A 16,227-nucleotide genomic window follows, 5' to 3' on the forward strand; every position below is an offset into this window, starting at 1 on the left:
CATGACCGATCCTGCAAATCCGCTCGGCCTCAACGGCTTCGAGTTCGTCGAATTCACCTCGCCCGACCCCGAGGCGATGGCGCGTCAGTTCGAACAGCTCGGCTTCGTGCCGTCGCACCGCCACCTCACCAAGAACATCACCCGCTACAAGCAGGGCCGCATCAACCTGATGCTAAACCGCGACGCCGACGGCCGCGTCGCGCAGTTCCGCAACGAGCACGGCGCCTCGGCCAGCGCGATGGCGTTCCGCGTCGCCGATCCCGAAGCCGCGATGAAATGGGCGCTGGAGAACGGCGCGCAGCCGACCGATGAGGACGACACCGTCATCACCGGCATCGGCGGCTCGTACCTCTATTTCATCCAGGACGGCATCGATCTCTATGCCGACTGGGCCGAGATCCCGGGTTGGCAGAAGGCGGAGGCAAAGAACAATGTCGGGCTCGACCTGCTCGACCACCTCACCCACAATGTCCGCCGCGGCCAGATGCGGGTGTGGAGCGAGTTCTACAAGACGCTCTTCAACTTCGAGGAGCAGAAATATTTCGACATCAAGGGCCAGGCCACCGGGCTGTTCAGCCAGGCGATGATCGCCCCCGACAAGGCGATCCGCATCCCGCTGAACGAGAGCCAGGACGACGCCAGCCAGATCGAGGAATTCATCCGTGAATATCACGGCGAGGGCATTCAGCACCTCGCTTTGACCACGCCCGACATCTACGACACCGTCGAGCGCCTCCGCGCCCGCGGCGTGAAGCTCCAGGACACGATCGAGACCTATTTCGAGCTGATCGACAAGCGCGTCCCCGGCCATGGCGAGGACGTCGAGCGCCTCCGCAAGAACCGCATCCTGATCGACGGCAGCGTCGAGAACGGCGAAGGCCTGCTCCTCCAGATCTTCACCGAGAACATGTTCGGCCCGATCTTCTTCGAAATCATCCAGCGCAAGGGCAATGAAGGCTTCGGCAACGGCAATTTCCAGGCGCTGTTCGAGAGCATCGAGCTGGACCAGATCCGCCGCGGAGTGATCAAGGTCGACGCCTGAGGAAGGATAATCCACAACGTCACCCCGGCGAAGGCCGGGGCCCAGAGTTTCTCTGCCGGCTCGCCTGCTGCTCTGGATCCCGGCTTTCGCCGGGATGACGGACCGGGCTAAATCCGAGGACGCAGAATGACCGACTATTTCCCCGGCTTCGGCAACCATGTCTCCACCGAGGCCGTGCCCGGCGCGCTGCCCCTCGGGCGCAACAGCCCGCAGAAACCCGCTTTCGGGCTCTATGCCGAGCAGCTTTCAGGCACCGCCTTCACGGCGCCCCGGCACGAGAACCGGCGTTCCTGGCTCTATCGCCTGCGCCCCACCGCCGAGCATCCGCCCTTCACTCGCTATCAGGGCACCGGGAACTTCGCCCCCGGCACCGTGCAGGAGCCCCTGCCCCCCAATCGCCTGCGCTGGGATCCCCTCCCCGGCCCGACCGAACCGACCGACCTGATCGACGGCATGACCACGATGCTCGCCAATCGCGACCCCGCCGATCTCGAGGGCGTCGCCGTCCACCTCTACGCCGCCAACAAGGACATGACCGACCGGGTCTTCGTCGATGCCGATGGCGAATTGCTGTTCATTCCCCAGGCGGGCCGGCTCCAGCTGCTCACCGAGCTGGGTCGGATCGAAATAGCGCCCGGCCAGATCGCCTTGATCCCCCGCGGCGTGAAGTTCCGTGCTTTGCTCCCCGACGGCGAAGCGCGCGGCTATGTCGCCGAAAACCATGGCGCCCTGTTCCGCTTGCCCGATCTCGGGCCGATCGGCGCCAACGGGCTCGCCAATCCGCGCGACTTCGAGACTCCCGCCGCCTGGTTCGAGGATCGCGACGAACCCACCCAGGTCGTCCAGAAATACCTAGGCAGCCTGTGGACCACGACGCTCGATCATTCGCCGCTCGACGTGGTCGCGTGGCACGGCAATCTGGCGCCGTGGCGCTACGATCTGTCGCGGTTCAACACGATCAACACCGTCAGCTTCGATCACCCCGATCCGTCGATCTTCACGGTGCTGACGTCGCCGAGCGACGTGCCCGGCCGTGCCAATGCCGATTTCGTCATCTTCCCGCCGCGCTGGATGGTCGCCGAGGGCACCTTCCGCCCGCCCTGGTTCCACCGCAACGTGATGAGCGAGGCGATGGGGCTGATCACCGGCGCGTACGACGCCAAGGCGGAAGGCTTCGCGCCGGGCGGGCTCTCGCTGCACAATCTGATGGCGGGACACGGACCCGATCTGGCGAGCTGGGAAGGGGGGAGCAACGCCGACCTCGAGCCGCACAAGATCGAAGGGACGATGGCGTTCATGGTCGAGACGTGCTGGCCCTACCGTCCGACCCGGTTCGCGCTGGAGCGGGCGCAGCCGGATTACGATGCGGCGTGGAAGGGGTTTCCGAAGGCGAAACTCCCTTGATCCTCCCCGGAACGGGGAGGGGAACCGCGCCCGCAGGGCGTGGTGGAGGGGGAGCGCCGCAAGGGACTCGCTCGCGGAGAGCCCCCTCCACCGAGCTGCGCTTGGTCCCCCTCCCCGTCCCGGGGAGTATCTGATGGAACGCCTCACCACCACACCCGCAGGCGTCACGCTCGGCCCCCTCGCCCTCGTGCCCGACGACACCGCCCGCAATTTCGTCCTTGAGCTGCGCGCCGGCCGCTTCCACGGTTTCGTCGTGCGCAAGGGCGACGCCGTCCACGGCTATGTCGATATCTGCGCGCACATGGCGCTGCCGCTCGCGCAGAAGCTCGACGACTATCTCACGCCCGACGCCGGCCACATCCAGTGCAGCTGGCACGGCGCGCTCTATCGGATCGAGGACGGCGCGTGCGTGGGTGGCCCTTGCGTCGGCGCCAAGCTAAGGCCGTGGCCGGTGGCGGTACGCGACGGCATGATCGTGACTGCTTGAGAGGAAGATGATGGAACCCACGCTCGATTTCGGTCTCGGCGACACCGCCGACATGATCCGCGACACCACACAGCGCTTCGCGAAGGAACAGATCGAACCGCTCGCCGCGAGGATCGATGCAGAGGACTGGTTCCCCCGCGAGCTCTGGCCGGCGATGGGCGAGCTCGGGCTGCACGGCATCACCGTCGACGAGGAATATGGCGGGCTCGGGCTCGGCTATCTCGAGCACGTCATCGCCTGCGAGGAAGTCAGCCGCGCCTCGGCCTCGATCGGCCTCTCCTACGGTGCGCATTCGAACCTCTGCGTCAACCAGATCAGCCGCTGGGCGAGCCCCGAGCAGAAGGCGAAATATCTGCCGAAATTGATCTCGGGCGAACATGTCGGCAGCCTCGCAATGTCCGAAGCGGGCGCGGGCTCCGACGTTGTCTCGATGAAGCTGCGCGCCGAGAAGACCGCCAACGGCTATGTCCTCAACGGCACGAAATTCTGGATCACCAACGCAGCTTACGCGGACACCCTCGTAGTCTATGCGAAGACCGGCGAGGGCAGTCGCGGCATCACCACCTTCCTGATCGAGAAGGACATGCCCGGTTTCTCGATCGGCCAGAAGATCGACAAGATGGGAATGCGCGGCTCGCCCACGGCGGAACTGGTATTCAACGACTGCGAGGTGTCCGACGAGCAAGTGATGGGCCCGCTCAACGGCGGCGTCGGCGTGCTGATGTCGGGGCTCGATTACGAGCGTACCGTGCTCGCGGGGATCCAGCTCGGGATCATGCAGGCGTGCCTCGACGTGGTCCTCCCCTATCTGCGCGAACGCAAACAGTTCGGCCAGCCGATCGGGCATTTCCAGCTGATGCAGGCCAAGGTGGCGGACATGTACGTCGCGCTCAATTCGGCGCGGGCGTATGTCTATACCGTCGCGAAGAATTGCGATGCGGGACGGACGACGCGGTTCGACGCGGCGGGGGCGATCCTGCTCGCATCGGAAAATGCCGTGCGGGTGTCGCTCGAGGCGATCCAGGCGCTGGGCGGAGCGGGATATACCAAGGACTGGCCAGTCGAACGCTTCGCCCGCGACGCCAAATTGCTCGATATCGGCGCGGGGACCAACGAGATCCGGCGGATGCTGATCGGGCGGGAACTGGTGGGGGGCTGAACAAAAAGCCCCTCCCCTTCAGGGGAGGGGTTGGGGGTGGGGCCTGTCCGTCTCACCGAGCCCAAAGCCTGCCGCACTGCCCCACCCCAACCCAGTATCGGGTAAATCGCGCCCCGCGCGATTTAGGTCAGGCTGGGAGCCTGACCGACCCGATACTCCTGAAGGAGAGGGGCTTACACTTACCGGAACAGCTTCAGATCGATCGCTTCGGCCATCGCGGTTTCCCCGCGGCCGTCGGGGTGCAAATTATCCCCGCCCTGCAGGTTCGCCGCCAGCCGCTTCGGGTTCGCTGGATCGGCGACGACCTTTTCCATGTCGATCACCGCGTCGAAATCCTTCGAGGTCCGGATCCAGTTGTTGACCTGCACGCGTATCGCCTCGCCCACCGGCGTCGAATAGCCCGCGCCTTCATAAGGCAGGATCGTCATCGCGTAGATCTTGATCCCGCGCTCATGCGCGCGAAGCGCGAGCTGGCGGTAGCCGGCGATCAGCGCTTCGGCAGTGATCGTGGGGCGCGCCACGCCGTTCACGGGGCGGCCCGAATTGCCGATGTCGTTGATCCCTTCGAGCAGCACGACATGGCTGACGCCGGGCACCGACAGCACGTCGCGATCGAAGCGCGCAAGCGCGCTCGGGCCGGTGCCGTTGGCGAGGATGCGGTTGCCCGAGATCGCCTGGGTGATCACGACATGCGGCATCCCCGCCGCGGCGAAGCGCCGGCCGAGCACGTCGCCCCAGCGGCAGCGCGGCATCGCGTCATTGGCGCAGCCGACATTGTCGGTGATCGAATCGCCATAAGCGACGACCACCGGGCGCGGTTTGGCGGTCAGCACGTCGAGGCCGGCGATCAGCGGGCGCAGGCGCCATTGCTCGGCGGCTGCGAAATCCTCGGTAGTGTGATCGCCTGCCGCGGAAACCAGCGTCTTCTGGCCACCGACGTCGTGGACGGTGTTGAACGGCGTCGCCTCGGGGAAGAACAATGAGACCTCGACCACGTCGAATGCCTTGACCGGCAATGCGATCGGATCGCTGACCAAAGGCGCGCTTTCGGGCACACGCACCGATGCCTGGCCTCCGAAGGTCACGCGCACTGCCTGTCCGCCGGGGAGCCGTACCGTCGCCGCGCCGATCGTCAGTGCCGGACCGTAATCATTGGCGAGCCGCAGGCGAAGCTGGCTCCCGCCTGCACCGACGCGGACCGCCGAGCGGATCGTGACGTTCTCGAGCGTCTTCGCCTGCTCGGCGGGCACCTGCCACATGCTCGCGGTCCAGGCGCGCGTCCAGCGCTCGCCATTCGGCGCCGCCGCGACCAGCAACAGTGCCGCAGCCGCGACGAAAACCCGCATCCCCCGCATCGCTCTCTCCCTTTTACGTTTTGTTACCAGACCTTCACGCGCTGTTCGGGCTTGAGGAACAATTTCTGCCCCTCCTGCACGCCGAACGCCGGATACCAGGCGTCGAGGTTGCGCACCGTCTGGGCACGCCAGCGCGCCGGCGCATGGGCATCGGTGGCGATGCGCGCGCGCAGCGTCTGTTCGCGCGACTTCTCACGCCACGCCTGGGCATAAGCGAGGAAGAAGCGCTGGTCGCCGGTCAATCCGCCGATCACCGGCGCTTCCTTGCCGCCGAGCGAAGCGTGATACGCCTCATAGGCGGCGGTGAGCCCGGCGACGTCGGCGATGTTCTCGCTCAGCGTCTGCTGGCCGTTGATGAACACGCCCGGCAACACTTCATAGGCATTGAACTGCTTGACCAGCGCCTGCCCGCTCGCCTTGAAGCGCGCCATATCGGCCGGGGTCCACCAGTTGCGCAGCCGCCCGGTCGCATCGAAATTGGCGCCGAGATCGTCGAAGCCGTGGCTGATCTCATGTCCGATCACGGCGCCGATCGCGCCGTAATTGGCCGCCGCGTCGGCGCCCGGATCGTAGAAAGGCGCCTGGAGGATCGCGGCGGGGAAGTTGAGCGCGTTCTGCAGCGGCAGATTGACGGCGTTGACCGTCTGCGGCGTCATCCACCATTCGCCGCGATCGGGCGTCTTGCCGATCTTGGCGAGCTGGTGGCGATATTCGGCAAGTTCGGCGCGGCGCAGATTGCCGACCGGATCGTCGGCCTTGACCTCGAGGCTGGCGTAGCTGCGCCACGTCTCGGGGTAGCCGATCCCGACCTGCATGCCGGCGATCTTCTTGCGCGCTTCGGCCTTGGTCGTCTCCGCCATCCACGGCAGCGCCGCGACGCGCTTGTCGAACGCCGCGAGGATGCCCTTCACCATCTGCTGGATGTCCGCCTTGGACGAAGCGGGGAAATAGTCCTTCACGTAGAGCTGGCCGACCGCGTCGCCGAGCCAGGCGTTGACGCTGCCGATCGCGCGCTTGTCACGCGGGCGGGCCTTTTGCTGGCCGTTGAGCGTGCGGCTGAAGAAATCGAAATGCGCCTGATCGAATGCCGCGGGCAGCACGGCGCTGACTTCGTCGATGCGGTGGAAGGTCAGCCAGTCCTGCCACGCCTGGAGCGGCTCGCTCTCGACCAGCCTGGCCAGTGCCGCGGTGGTCTGCGGATGCCAGACGACGAAATCCTGCTGGCCGCTCAGGCTCGCGGCATTCCAGAAGGCATCCCAGTCGATCCCCGGCGCCTTCTTCGCGAAGTCCGCCTTCTTCCACGGATTGTTCGCCTTGTGGATGTCCTGGCTGGTGACGATGTCGGTATGCGCGCGTGCGATCTTGGTCTCGAGATCGAACACGCGCTGGGCCCGGGCGTCCGGCTCGGTGATGTTCGCAAGGCTCAGCAGCTTGCCGATATAGGCGCGATACTGGCTGCGGATCGTCGCCATCTCGGGCTTGTCGGAGAGGTAATAATCGCGATCGGGAAGCCCCAGCCCGCCCTGCAGCACATAAGGCACATTGGTATCGGGCCGATCGAGCGCCTGGCTGATGAACAGCCCGAACAGGTTCCCGGTCTCGAAATTGGTCGCGTTGAGCGGATCGACATCGGCACGGATATTGGCGCCGAGCATCGCCGACAGCGCCTTCTTGTCTGCGAGTCCAGCGATCCGGTCCATCTCCGCGCCCAGCGGCGAAAGCCCGCGCTGCTCGATCGCGGCGGTATCGGTGAATGCATTGTACCAGTCGGCGATTCGGCGCTGGTCGGTGCCCGGCGCGGCATTGGCCTTGAGTGCTGCCTGGATGATCGCGGCGTTGTTCGCCTCGGCCTTGTTATAGACTTCGAGGAACGCGCCGACGCTCGAGCGGTCGGCCGGTATCTCGGTCTTCGCCCGCCAGCCGCCATTGGCATGTTCTTCGAAATCGTCGCCGGGGTTCACGCCTTTGTTCAGCCCCGCGACGTCCACGCCGATGCCGGTGCCCAGGGTCGCCGCGGTGCCGTTGTCGGTCGGCGTTCCGGGCGTACAGGCCGCGGTTGCGAGAAGAAGTGCAAACAACGCTGCGCGAGTCGTCACGTTCGGGCTCTCCCTTTCAGGTCCGTTCGTGCAGGGTGCTACTCCTGCGCGAACGCGCGCGCCAGTCTTCCCAAGTCGCCGGGGCGGGTGTAGGCAGGGGAAAACTAGGACAGGAAGGATGCCCTAATGAGCGCCCCGGTGCTCGACAGCAAGGTATCGCCCGAGGGAGAGGAATATCGCGCCCGCGCCGCGCACAACCGCGCGCTGGCCGAGCGGTTGCGCGCCGATGTCGCGAAGGCGGCCCTCGGTGGATCGGAAGCAGCGCGTGAACGTCACACCAGCCGCGGCAAACTCCTCCCCCGCGAACGCGTCGAACGGTTGCTCGATCCGGGTAGCGCGTTCCTCGAAGTGGGCCAGCTCGCCGCCTGCGACATGTACGGAGGCGAGGTTCCCGGCGCGGGGATAATCGCCGGCATCGGCCGAGTCTCCGGGCGGATGTGCATGATCGTGTGCAATGACGCGACGGTGAAGGGCGGCACTTATTATCCGGTGACGGTCAAGAAGCATCTCCGCGCGCAGGAGATCGCCGAGGCCAATCGCCTGCCCTGCATCTATCTCGTCGATTCGGGCGGCGCGAACCTGCCGCACCAGGCCGAGGTCTTCCCCGACCGCGATCATTTCGGGCGGATATTCTTCAACCAGGCCAATATGTCCGCGCTCGGCATCCCGCAGATCGCCTGCGTGATGGGCAGCTGCACCGCGGGCGGCGCTTATGTCCCCGCGATGAGCGACGAGAGCGTGATCGTCCGCAACCAGGGCACGATCTTCCTCGCCGGCCCGCCGCTGGTGAAGGCCGCGACCGGCGAAGTGATCAGCGCCGAGGATCTTGGCGGTGGCGACCTGCACGGGCGCAAGTCCGGCGTGGTCGACCATGTCGCCGAGAATGACGAGCACGCCCTGACGATCGTCCGCGACATCGTCAGCCATTTGCCCGCCCACCGAAAGGCGGACCTGGCGCTGCTCGACCCGCGCCCGCCGAAATACGCGCCCGAGGAGCTGTACGGGATCATCCCCGAAGATGTTCGCGCGCCCTATGACGTGCACGAAGTGATCGCGCGGATCGTCGACGGCAGCGAATTCCACGAGTTCAAGGCGCTCTACGGCACCAGCCTGGTCTGCGGCTTCGCGCATATCTGGGGCATGCCGGTCGGCATCATCGCCAATAACGGCATCCTGTTCTCCGAAAGCGCACAGAAGGGCGCGCATTTCATCGAACTCGCCTGCCAGCGGCGCGTGCCCTTGCTGTTCCTCCAGAACATCTCGGGCTTCATGGTCGGCGGCAAATATGAGGCCGAAGGCATTGCGAAACATGGCGCAAAGCTCGTCACCGCAGTCGCCACCGCAACCGTGCCCAAGATCACCGTGCTGATCGGCGGCAGCTTCGGCGCCGGCAATTACGGCATGTGCGGCCGCGCTTATTCGCCGCGCTTCCTGTTCAGCTGGCCCAACAGCCGCATCTCGGTGATGGGCGGCGAACAGGCGGCGAGCGTGCTGGCGACCGTCCACCGCGACGCCGAGAAATGGTCGCCGGAGGAAGCCGAAGCCTTCAAGGCCCCGATCCGCCAGCGCTACGAGGATGAAGGCAATCCCTGGCACGCCACGGCGCGGCTGTGGGACGACGGCATCATCGACCCTGCGCAGACGCGCGACGTGCTCGGTCTGGCCTTCGCGGCAACCCTCAACGCCCCCATCCCCGAGCGGCCCGCGTTCGGCGTGTTCCGGATGTGATGACCAGACCCCGTTCCGGGGAGAAACTAGGAATGCCCATGCGCTTTCTCGCTGTCACTCTCACCCTGCTGGCCCCCCTTCCTGCGCTGGCGCAAACCACGCCCGTCACGCCGATCGTGAAGGGTACCGCCCTGCCCCCGCCCGCTTCCGAGGAAGCCGCGGTGCTCGCCCCGATCAAGGGGCTGTTCGCCGCGATCGCCGCGCGCGACGGCCAGGCGGTGCTGCCTTTCGTCCGCGCCGAGGGGCGCGCCACCGCCGCCGGCAACAAGCCCGACGGCACGCCCGTAGTGAACAGCCGCAGCTGGGCCGATTTCGCTGCCGCTCTCAAGCCGGGCGCCGAACGCTTCGAGGAGCGGATGCCCAACCCGGCGATCGAGGTCGATGGCGACATCGCAATGGCTTGGGGCGACTATGTCTTCCTGGTCGACGGCAAGGCCGTGCATTGCGGCGTCAATCACTTCGATCTGATCCGCGAGAACGGCACCTGGAAGGTGTTCAACGTCACCTGGTCGCGCCGCACCACGGGCTGCCCGGGCCAGTGAGCCTCGCATTGCTCCTCGGCGCCCTCGTGGCGCTCTCGCCGGCCGACACCGAGCAGGCCAAAGTGCTGGCGACGATCGACGCGGCCTTCGCCGGCATCACCGCGCGCGACAGCGCGGCGATCGCGGCGCAGCTTCGCGTCACCGGCACCGCCACGGTCATCATGGAGAAGCCCGACGGCACGCGGACCGTGCGCAACGTGCCACTGGCCGCCTGGGCCGAGGCGTCGCCGGGGACGGAGCACTACGAAGAGCGCATGATCGCGCCCGAAGTGCGGGTCGAAGGCGAAATGGCGAGCGTCTGGGGGCCTTACACCTTCGCGATCGACGGCACGGTGCGCCATTGCGGCTTCCAGCATTTCGATCTGGTCCGCGAAGCGGGACAATGGAAGATCCAGAACGTCACCTGGTCGGTGCGCACCGCGGGATGCCCGCCAAAATGACGCGCGACACGCTCTTCCTGCTCGAACACGAATTCGCCGATCCCGCGCTGGGCGGCGAGCGCGTCTTCTATTGCAAGGACTGCATGACGATCGAAGGCCTGCTCGCGACCTTCCCCGAGCGCGCCGCCGCTATCGACGTGGTCCGCGTGCCCTGGCCGCGGCCGCGCCCGGCAGTCGCCGCGGCGATCGGCGAGGCCAACCAGAATTTGCCGGCGCTCGTGTGGCCAAAGGAAGACGGAAGCTTTGGTTTCGCCAACGAAATCGAAGCACTGCTCGCCGCTCTCGCGGAGCGCCACGGCTTTCCGGAGCGGCATCCATGATCGAATCGCTCCTCATCGCCAATCGCGGCGAGATCGCCTGCCGGATCATCCGCACCGCGCGGGAGATGGGCATCCGCACGGTCGCGGTCTATTCGGATGCGGACGCGAACGCGCTCCATGTGCGGCAGGCCGATGAAGCCGTGCATATCGGCCCCTCCCCGGCGCGCGAGAGCTACCTTGTCGGCGACAAGATCATCGCCGCGGCCAAGGCTACGGCCGCACAGGCGATCCATCCGGGCTATGGCTTCCTGTCCGAAAATGCCGAATTCGCGCAGGCGGTGATCGATGCTGGGTTGGTCTGGGTCGGCCCCCGGCCCGACAGCATCCGCGCGATGGGTCTGAAGGATGCCGCCAAGGCGCGGATGATCGCCGCCGGCGTGCCGGTGACGCCGGGCTATCTCGGCGAGGACCAGTCGCCCGCACGGCTCGAGGCGGAGGCCGACGCGATCGGCTATCCGGTGCTGATCAAGGCAGTGGCGGGCGGCGGCGGCAAGGGCATGCGCCGCGTCGATGCCGCCACCGATTTCGACGACGCGCTCGCCAGCTGCAAGCGAGAGGCGGCATCGTCGTTCGGCGACGATCGCGTGCTGCTCGAGAAATACATCCTCTCGCCGCGCCACATCGAAGTGCAGGTGTTCGGCGACACTCACGGCAATGTCGTCCACCTCTTCGAACGGGACTGCTCGCTCCAACGCCGCCACCAGAAAGTGATCGAGGAAGCCCCCGCCCCCGGCATGGACGAAGCGACGCGCGAGGCGATCTGCGCCGCCGCAGTACGCGCGGCCAAGGCAGTCGACTATGTCGGCGCGGGCACGATCGAATTCATCGCCGACGCCAGCGAAGGCCTGCGCGCCGACCGCATCTGGTTCATGGAGATGAACACCAGGCTGCAGGTCGAGCATCCGGTGACCGAGGAGATCACCGGGCAGGATCTGGTCGAATGGCAGCTGCGCGTGGCGAGCGGGGAGGAGTTGCCCAAGCGGCAGGAGGAGCTTTCGATAAGGGGTTGGGCGATGGAGGCGCGGCTTTATGCCGAGGATCCGGTCACCTTCCTCCCAAGCATCGGGCAACTCCAAATATATCGCCCGCAACATGCGCTGGTTCGAATTGAAACAGGCTATTCGGAAGGCTCGGAAGTATCGCCTTTTTATGATCCGATGATCGAGAAGCTGGTCTCGCATGCCGATACCAGGGTCGAAGCTGCGACTATCCTGGCGGACGCTTGTGCCGGAGTTGAGGTATGGCCGGTGAAGACCAATGCCCCCTTGCTTTGGCGCGCGCTTGAACACCCCGTTTTTCTCGCGGGCGATGTCACCACAAGCTTCATTGAAGATCATAAGGCGGAACTGGCGCCCCCTTCGGAGACGCCAGACGCAGTGTTCTTTGCTGGTGCGGTGGCAATCGCGGTATCCAGTTGGCATGGTCGGCCTACAGACCTGACCAGTGGACGCGTCGAATTACGTCGAGCGGGAAAAGCCGATGTTTGGCGCGAGGCCTTCGGTTTTCGACTGAATGCCCCTGTTGAACGCGGCATTCAGGTCACCGTCGATGGCCAGACCGAGACCGTTGATCTCTCCGATAAGTGGCGAACTTCCACGCATTATGCTGAATTGGTTGCGGACGGCTGGGCAATACCCTTCGAAGGCCAGTGGTTTCACGCCACCTTGCCGCGCGGTGCTGCTTCAGCTGGAGGAACGAGTGGCGACGGCGCGATCCTCGCCCCGATGCCTGGTCGCGTCACCGCCGTGGAAGTCGCCGCCGGCGACACCGTCACCAAAAGCCAGCGCCTCGTCACACTCGAGGCGATGAAGATGGAGCACAGCCTCACGGCTCCTTTCGACGGCGTGGTCGCCGAACTCAACGCCGTAGCCGGCGCGCAAGTCGGCGAGGGCACGCTGCTGGTGAAAGTCGAACGCGCGCCTCAAAACAATCCGTCACCCTGAACTTGTTTCAGGGTCCATGGTGCAGCAAGCGATGTCATCGCAGATGGAGAGATGGATGCTGAAACAAGTTCAGCATGACGGGAATAAATTGGCGATGCGCGACGCGACGCACGCGGATCTCCCCGCGATCGTCCAATTGCTCTGGGACGACGAGACCGCGCGCCTCCGCGAGGACCCGAGCGAGCCGCTCGACCCGCGCTACATCGCCGCGTTCGAAGCGATCGACCGGGATCCCAACCAGCGCCTGATCGCCGCCGAGCTCGACGGCCGCATCGTCGGCACGATGCAGCTGAGCTTCCTTCCCGGCCTGTCGTTCCGCGGATCGTGGCGCGGGCTGATCGAGGCGGTACGGATCGCCAGCGACTTGCGTGGCCAGCGGCTCGGCGAAGCGATGATCCTCTGGGCGGTCGAGCAATGCCGCGCGCGCGATTGCAAGCTGGTTCAGCTCACTTCCACGGCGACGCGGACCGCCGCGCATCGCTTCTATGCCCGGCTCGGCTTCGTCCAGAGCCATGTCGGCATGAAACTCCATCTGAGGGATTGAGTATGGCCGGACGCTTCTTCGACGAATGGCAGGTCGGCGACCGGGTGGAGCACAGCCTGCGCCGCACTGTGACCGAGACCGACAATCTGCTGTTCTCCACGCTCACCCACAACACCCAGCCGCTCCACATCGACGCCGAGGCGGCCAAGGCGAGCGAGTTCGGCCAGATCCTCGTCAACGGCACCTTCACCTTCAGCCTGATGGTGGGAATCACCGTCGGCGACACTACCGCGGGAACGCTCGTCGCCAATCTCGGCTACGACAAGCTGGTGATGCCGAAGCCGGTGTTCCTCGGCGATACCCTGCACGCGTCGAGCGAAGTGACCGAAGTCCGCGCCAGCAAATCGCGCCCCGGCCAGGGGATCGTCACCTGGCGCCACCAGATGCACAATCAGCGCGACGAGCTGGTCTGCGAGTGCCTGCGTTCCGCGCTGTTGCGGAGCCGGGCAGCCTGAGCGACGTTGGAGGGCGATGAAAGACATCGACATCGCAGTGATCGGCGGCGGCGCGGCGGGGATTGCCGCAGCCCGCACGCTCGCCGACGCCGGCCGCGACGTGCTCATTCTCGAAGCCAGCGATCGGCTCGGCGGGCGCGCGCATACGGTCCATGTCGCCGGCTTGCCGATCGATCTCGGCGCGGGCTGGCTCCATTCGGCACCGAAAAACCCCTGGGTCGCGATCGCCGAGGCGCGCGGGTTCGCTATCTGCCGGGCGCGCCCGCGCTGGGGCGAGCAGTGGCGCGGCCTCGGCTTCTCCAAGGCCGAGCAGGACGGGCTGTGGAGCGCGTTCGCGGCATTTCAGGAAGCGATGGCAACGCCTCCGCCGAGCGACCTGGCTTCCGACCTGCTGCCGCCCGACGGCGAATGGAACGCGAGCCTCGACGCGCTTTCGGGATACATCAACGGCGCGCCGATGCGCGAGATGTCGGTCACCGACTGGCGCGCCTATGACGAGGCCGCGATCAACGTGGATTGGCGCGTGGCCGACGGCTATGGCGCGCTCGTCGCCGCGCATGCGACGGGGCTGCGGGCAGCGCTGGCGACGCCGGTGACGGCAATCGATTCCTCAGGCACGCGGCTGCGGATCGAGACGCCGCGCGGCGCGATCATCGCCGGCACCGCCATCGTAACCGTCTCGACCAACGTCCTCGCCAGCGGTGCGATCCACCTTCCCGGTCACGACGCGATCCTCCACGCCGCCTCCGAACTGCCGCTCGGCCTCGCCGACAAATTGTTCTTTACGCTCGAGGACGGCGAGGAGGTCGATGCCAACGCGCACCTGCTCGGTAATCCGCGCAGCGCGATCACCGGCACCTACACGCTTCGGCCCTTCGGCCGGCCGGTCGTCGAGTGCATGCTGGGCGGCGAAGGCGCGCGTGCGATGGAGCAAGAGGGGCTGGACGGCGCCGCTGCGTTCGCGGTCGGGGAACTTTGCGGCCTTCTCGGCAGCGAATGGCGCAAGAAGCTCCGTTTCGTCGCCGGATCGGCCTGGGGCCGCGAGACCTGGGTGCTCGGCAGCTACAGCCACGCGCTTCCCGGCAAGCACGGCGCGCGCAAGGTGCTGGCGACTCCGGTCGATTCACGCATCCGCTTCGCCGGCGAAGCCTGTTCGGAGGGCGAATTCTCCACTGCGCACGGCGCCTATAACAGCGGTGTCACCGTGGCGAAGGCACTGCTTTAGGCCGCCGCCTCCTTCGCCGGCTCGGGATTGGAGAATTCCATCTCCTGATCGATTCCGCCGAACTTCAGCGCCATCACGTCGCGCGTGTAATTCTGGTGGAGCCGCCATGGCTTCCGCGTCCCCTGTCGCGGCAGCTGCGCCGCGGCGCGCTGCACATAGCCGGAAGTGAAATCGAGGAAGGGCGCGGCCTCGACCGGCGCCTGCACGCGCGGGGTGACTTGCCGCATGCCGCGCTTCCGCATCGCATTGAGCAGCCGGGTCACATAGCCGGCGGTCAGATCCGATTTCAGCGTCCAGCTGGCATTGGTGTAGCCGAACGAGATCGCGAAATTGGGCATGTCGGAAAACATCATACCCTTGTAGGTCATGTGTTTCGCCGGCTCGAACAGCTTGCCGTCGACCGTCACCGGCATGCCGCTGAGCAGCTGAATTTCCAGCCCAGTGGCGGTGATCACCAGGTCCGCTTCCAGTTCCTCGCCCGACGCCAGCCGGATGCCGGTTTCGGTGAAGCGGTCGATCGTGTCGGTGACGACGCTCGCTTTGCCTTCGCGGAGGGAGGCGAACAGATCGGCATCGGGGACGAGGCAGAGCCGCTGGTCCCAGGGATTATAGCGCGGCGTGAAGTGCGTATCGACGTCATGTCCGGGCAATTCCTGCCGCACCATGTCGACGATCGCCTTCTTCGCCTTGTCCGGCCGCTTGCGCATCGCCCGGAAAAAATACTGCTGGAGCAACACGTTCTTCCACCGCGTGATGCCGTAAGCGGCTTTGGCCGGCAGCCTCCGCCGCAACCAGTTGGCGATTTTGTCCTCGGACGGCCGCGCGACGATATACGTGGGCGAACGCTGGAGCATCGTCACATGCGCGGCCTGCTTCGCCAGCTCCGGCACCAAAGTCACCGCGGTCGCGCCGCTGCCGATCACGACGACGCGCTTGCCGGCATAGTCGATATCGTCGGTCCAGAATTGCGGGTGGACGATCCGGCCCTTGAAATCCTCGATCCCGGGGAAATCGGGCGTGTGGCCCCGGGCGTAATTGTAATAGCCGGTAGCCATGAACAGGAAGGTGCAGGTGAAGGTGACTTCGGCGCCGTCGCGATCCGCCGCCACCGTCCACAGCGCGTCGTCGCTCGACCAGTCGGCCCGCTTGACGCGGTGGCCGTAACGGATGTGCCGGTCCACGCCATATTCGCGCGCCGTCTCGTCGAGATAGCGCAGGATCGCAGGGCCGTCGGCGATCGCCTTGGCATCGGTCCACGGCTTGAACGAGAAACCCAGCGTGTACATGTCCGAATCCGAGCGGATGCCGGGATAGCGGAACAGGTCCCAGGTGCCGCCGAGCCGTTCGCGCCCCTCGAGGATCACATAGCTGCGATCCGGACTGTTCGCCTGAAGGTGATAGCCCGCGCCGATGCCGGAGATCCCGGCCCCCACTACTACGACGTCGAAATGCTCGGTCATTCGCCTCTCCCGGGCTGCTTACAGCAC

At 66.0% G+C, this 16,227-nt stretch carries 15 protein-coding genes; 12 read left to right on the forward strand and 3 right to left on the reverse strand.

The window, feature by feature from the left end:
- Nucleotide 1: 1 nt before the first annotated feature.
- From hppD to ASE13_RS08775, 4 genes are all read left to right on the forward strand, one after another.
- Nucleotides 2–1,042, forward strand: a complete 1,041-nt coding sequence (hppD, locus tag ASE13_RS08760; RefSeq protein ID WP_056613567.1) for a 4-hydroxyphenylpyruvate dioxygenase — start codon at nucleotides 2–4, stop codon at nucleotides 1,040–1,042.
- 126 nt (nucleotides 1,043–1,168) lie between these two features.
- The gene (hmgA, locus tag ASE13_RS08765; protein ID WP_056613568.1) at nucleotides 1,169–2,446 is read left to right on the forward strand and encodes a homogentisate 1,2-dioxygenase; all 1,278 of its coding nucleotides are present in this window, start codon (nucleotides 1,169–1,171) and stop codon (nucleotides 2,444–2,446) included.
- Nucleotides 2,447–2,579: 133 nt separating this feature from the next.
- A complete protein-coding gene (locus ASE13_RS08770) occupies nucleotides 2,580–2,933 on the forward strand; it encodes a Rieske (2Fe-2S) protein (protein ID WP_056613570.1) in 354 nt (117 codons plus the stop codon).
- Nucleotides 2,934–2,943: 10 nt separating this feature from the next.
- Entirely contained in the window at nucleotides 2,944–4,092 is a 1,149-nt protein-coding gene (locus ASE13_RS08775; RefSeq protein WP_056614993.1) for an isovaleryl-CoA dehydrogenase, read from the forward strand.
- A 179-nt stretch (nucleotides 4,093–4,271) separates the two neighbouring features.
- On the opposite strand, the gene ASE13_RS08780 is transcribed toward ASE13_RS08775, so the two are convergent.
- Nucleotides 4,272–5,447: an SGNH/GDSL hydrolase family protein gene (locus ASE13_RS08780; protein WP_082596473.1), complete on the reverse strand. Its 1,176-nt coding sequence runs from the start codon at nucleotides 5,445–5,447 to the stop codon at nucleotides 4,272–4,274.
- 23 nt (nucleotides 5,448–5,470) lie between these two features.
- On the reverse strand, nucleotides 5,471–7,543 hold the full coding sequence (locus ASE13_RS08785; protein WP_082596475.1) for a M13 family metallopeptidase: 2,073 nt from the start codon (nucleotides 7,541–7,543) through the stop codon (nucleotides 5,471–5,473).
- Nucleotides 7,544–7,669: 126 nt separating this feature from the next.
- Here ASE13_RS08785 and ASE13_RS08790 point away from each other — a divergent pair, with 126 nt between their 5' ends.
- Genes ASE13_RS08790 through ASE13_RS08825 form a run of 8 tightly spaced genes read left to right on the forward strand, consistent with a single transcriptional unit; the run spans nucleotide 7,670 to nucleotide 14,740 of the window.
- Nucleotides 7,670–9,271 carry a carboxyl transferase domain-containing protein gene (locus ASE13_RS08790; RefSeq protein ID WP_056613577.1) on the forward strand — a complete coding sequence of 534 codons (1,602 nt, stop codon included), beginning with the start codon at nucleotides 7,670–7,672 and terminating at the stop codon, nucleotides 9,269–9,271.
- A gap of 38 nt (nucleotides 9,272–9,309) precedes the next feature.
- A complete protein-coding gene (locus tag ASE13_RS08795) occupies nucleotides 9,310–9,813 on the forward strand; it encodes a hypothetical protein (protein ID WP_156404792.1) in 504 nt (167 codons plus the stop codon).
- Nucleotides 9,814–9,821: 8 nt separating this feature from the next.
- Nucleotides 9,822–10,253, forward strand: a complete 432-nt coding sequence (locus ASE13_RS08800; protein ID WP_156404793.1) for a DUF4440 domain-containing protein — start codon at nucleotides 9,822–9,824, stop codon at nucleotides 10,251–10,253.
- Nucleotides 10,250–10,573: a DUF3088 family protein gene (locus ASE13_RS08805; protein ID WP_056614995.1), complete on the forward strand. Its 324-nt coding sequence runs from the start codon at nucleotides 10,250–10,252 to the stop codon at nucleotides 10,571–10,573. The genes ASE13_RS08800 and ASE13_RS08805 overlap by 4 nt, the downstream gene beginning before the upstream one ends.
- On the forward strand, nucleotides 10,570–12,516 hold the full coding sequence (locus ASE13_RS08810) for an acetyl/propionyl/methylcrotonyl-CoA carboxylase subunit alpha (RefSeq protein ID WP_056613583.1): 1,947 nt from the start codon (nucleotides 10,570–10,572) through the stop codon (nucleotides 12,514–12,516). Before ASE13_RS08805 ends, ASE13_RS08810 begins: the two co-directional genes overlap by 4 nt.
- A 55-nt stretch (nucleotides 12,517–12,571) precedes the next feature.
- On the forward strand, nucleotides 12,572–13,060 hold the full coding sequence (locus tag ASE13_RS08815) for a GNAT family N-acetyltransferase (RefSeq protein ID WP_082596652.1): 489 nt from the start codon (nucleotides 12,572–12,574) through the stop codon (nucleotides 13,058–13,060).
- A 2-nt stretch (nucleotides 13,061–13,062) separates the two neighbouring features.
- Nucleotides 13,063–13,515 (forward strand): MaoC family dehydratase, encoded by a 453-nt coding sequence (locus ASE13_RS08820; protein ID WP_056613586.1) that lies wholly within the window; start codon nucleotides 13,063–13,065, stop codon nucleotides 13,513–13,515.
- Nucleotides 13,516–13,531: 16 nt separating this feature from the next.
- The gene (locus tag ASE13_RS08825; RefSeq protein WP_056613588.1) at nucleotides 13,532–14,740 is read left to right on the forward strand and encodes a flavin monoamine oxidase family protein; all 1,209 of its coding nucleotides are present in this window, start codon (nucleotides 13,532–13,534) and stop codon (nucleotides 14,738–14,740) included.
- Here ASE13_RS08825 and ASE13_RS08830 read toward each other — a convergent pair.
- Entirely contained in the window at nucleotides 14,737–16,200 is a 1,464-nt protein-coding gene (locus tag ASE13_RS08830; protein ID WP_056613591.1) for a flavin-containing monooxygenase, read from the reverse strand. The two genes, ASE13_RS08825 and ASE13_RS08830, sit on opposite strands and share 4 nt — an antisense overlap.
- Nucleotides 16,201–16,227 lie beyond the last annotated feature (27 nt).

The organism is Sphingomonas sp. Root241 (assembly GCF_001428865.1).
Lineage (GTDB): Bacteria > Pseudomonadota > Alphaproteobacteria > Sphingomonadales > Sphingomonadaceae > Sphingomonas.

Excerpts from the sequence above, each read along its gene's own strand:
- ASE13_RS08815 (WP_082596652.1), top strand. The coding sequence starts at position 12,572 with ATGCTGAAACAAGTTCAGCATGACGGGAATAAATTGGCGATGCGCGAC.
- hmgA (WP_056613568.1), top strand. The coding sequence starts at position 1,169 with ATGACCGACTATTTCCCCGGCTTCGGCAACCATGTCTCCACCGAGGCC.
- ASE13_RS08820 (WP_056613586.1), top strand. The coding sequence starts at position 13,063 with ATGGCCGGACGCTTCTTCGACGAATGGCAGGTCGGCGACCGGGTGGAG.
- ASE13_RS08810 (WP_056613583.1), top strand. The coding sequence starts at position 10,570 with ATGATCGAATCGCTCCTCATCGCCAATCGCGGCGAGATCGCCTGCCGG.
- ASE13_RS08795 (WP_156404792.1), top strand. The coding sequence starts at position 9,310 with ATGCGCTTTCTCGCTGTCACTCTCACCCTGCTGGCCCCCCTTCCTGCG.
- ASE13_RS08770 (WP_056613570.1), top strand. The coding sequence starts at position 2,580 with ATGGAACGCCTCACCACCACACCCGCAGGCGTCACGCTCGGCCCCCTC.
- ASE13_RS08790 (WP_056613577.1), top strand. The coding sequence starts at position 7,670 with ATGAGCGCCCCGGTGCTCGACAGCAAGGTATCGCCCGAGGGAGAGGAA.
- hppD (WP_056613567.1), top strand. The coding sequence starts at position 2 with ATGACCGATCCTGCAAATCCGCTCGGCCTCAACGGCTTCGAGTTCGTC.
- ASE13_RS08825 (WP_056613588.1), top strand. The coding sequence starts at position 13,532 with ATGAAAGACATCGACATCGCAGTGATCGGCGGCGGCGCGGCGGGGATT.
- ASE13_RS08830 (WP_056613591.1), bottom strand. The coding sequence starts at position 16,200 with ATGACCGAGCATTTCGACGTCGTAGTAGTGGGGGCCGGGATCTCCGGC.
- ASE13_RS08805 (WP_056614995.1), top strand. The coding sequence starts at position 10,250 with ATGACGCGCGACACGCTCTTCCTGCTCGAACACGAATTCGCCGATCCC.
- ASE13_RS08780 (WP_082596473.1), bottom strand. The coding sequence starts at position 5,447 with ATGCGGGGGATGCGGGTTTTCGTCGCGGCTGCGGCACTGTTGCTGGTC.
- ASE13_RS08775 (WP_056614993.1), top strand. The coding sequence starts at position 2,944 with ATGGAACCCACGCTCGATTTCGGTCTCGGCGACACCGCCGACATGATC.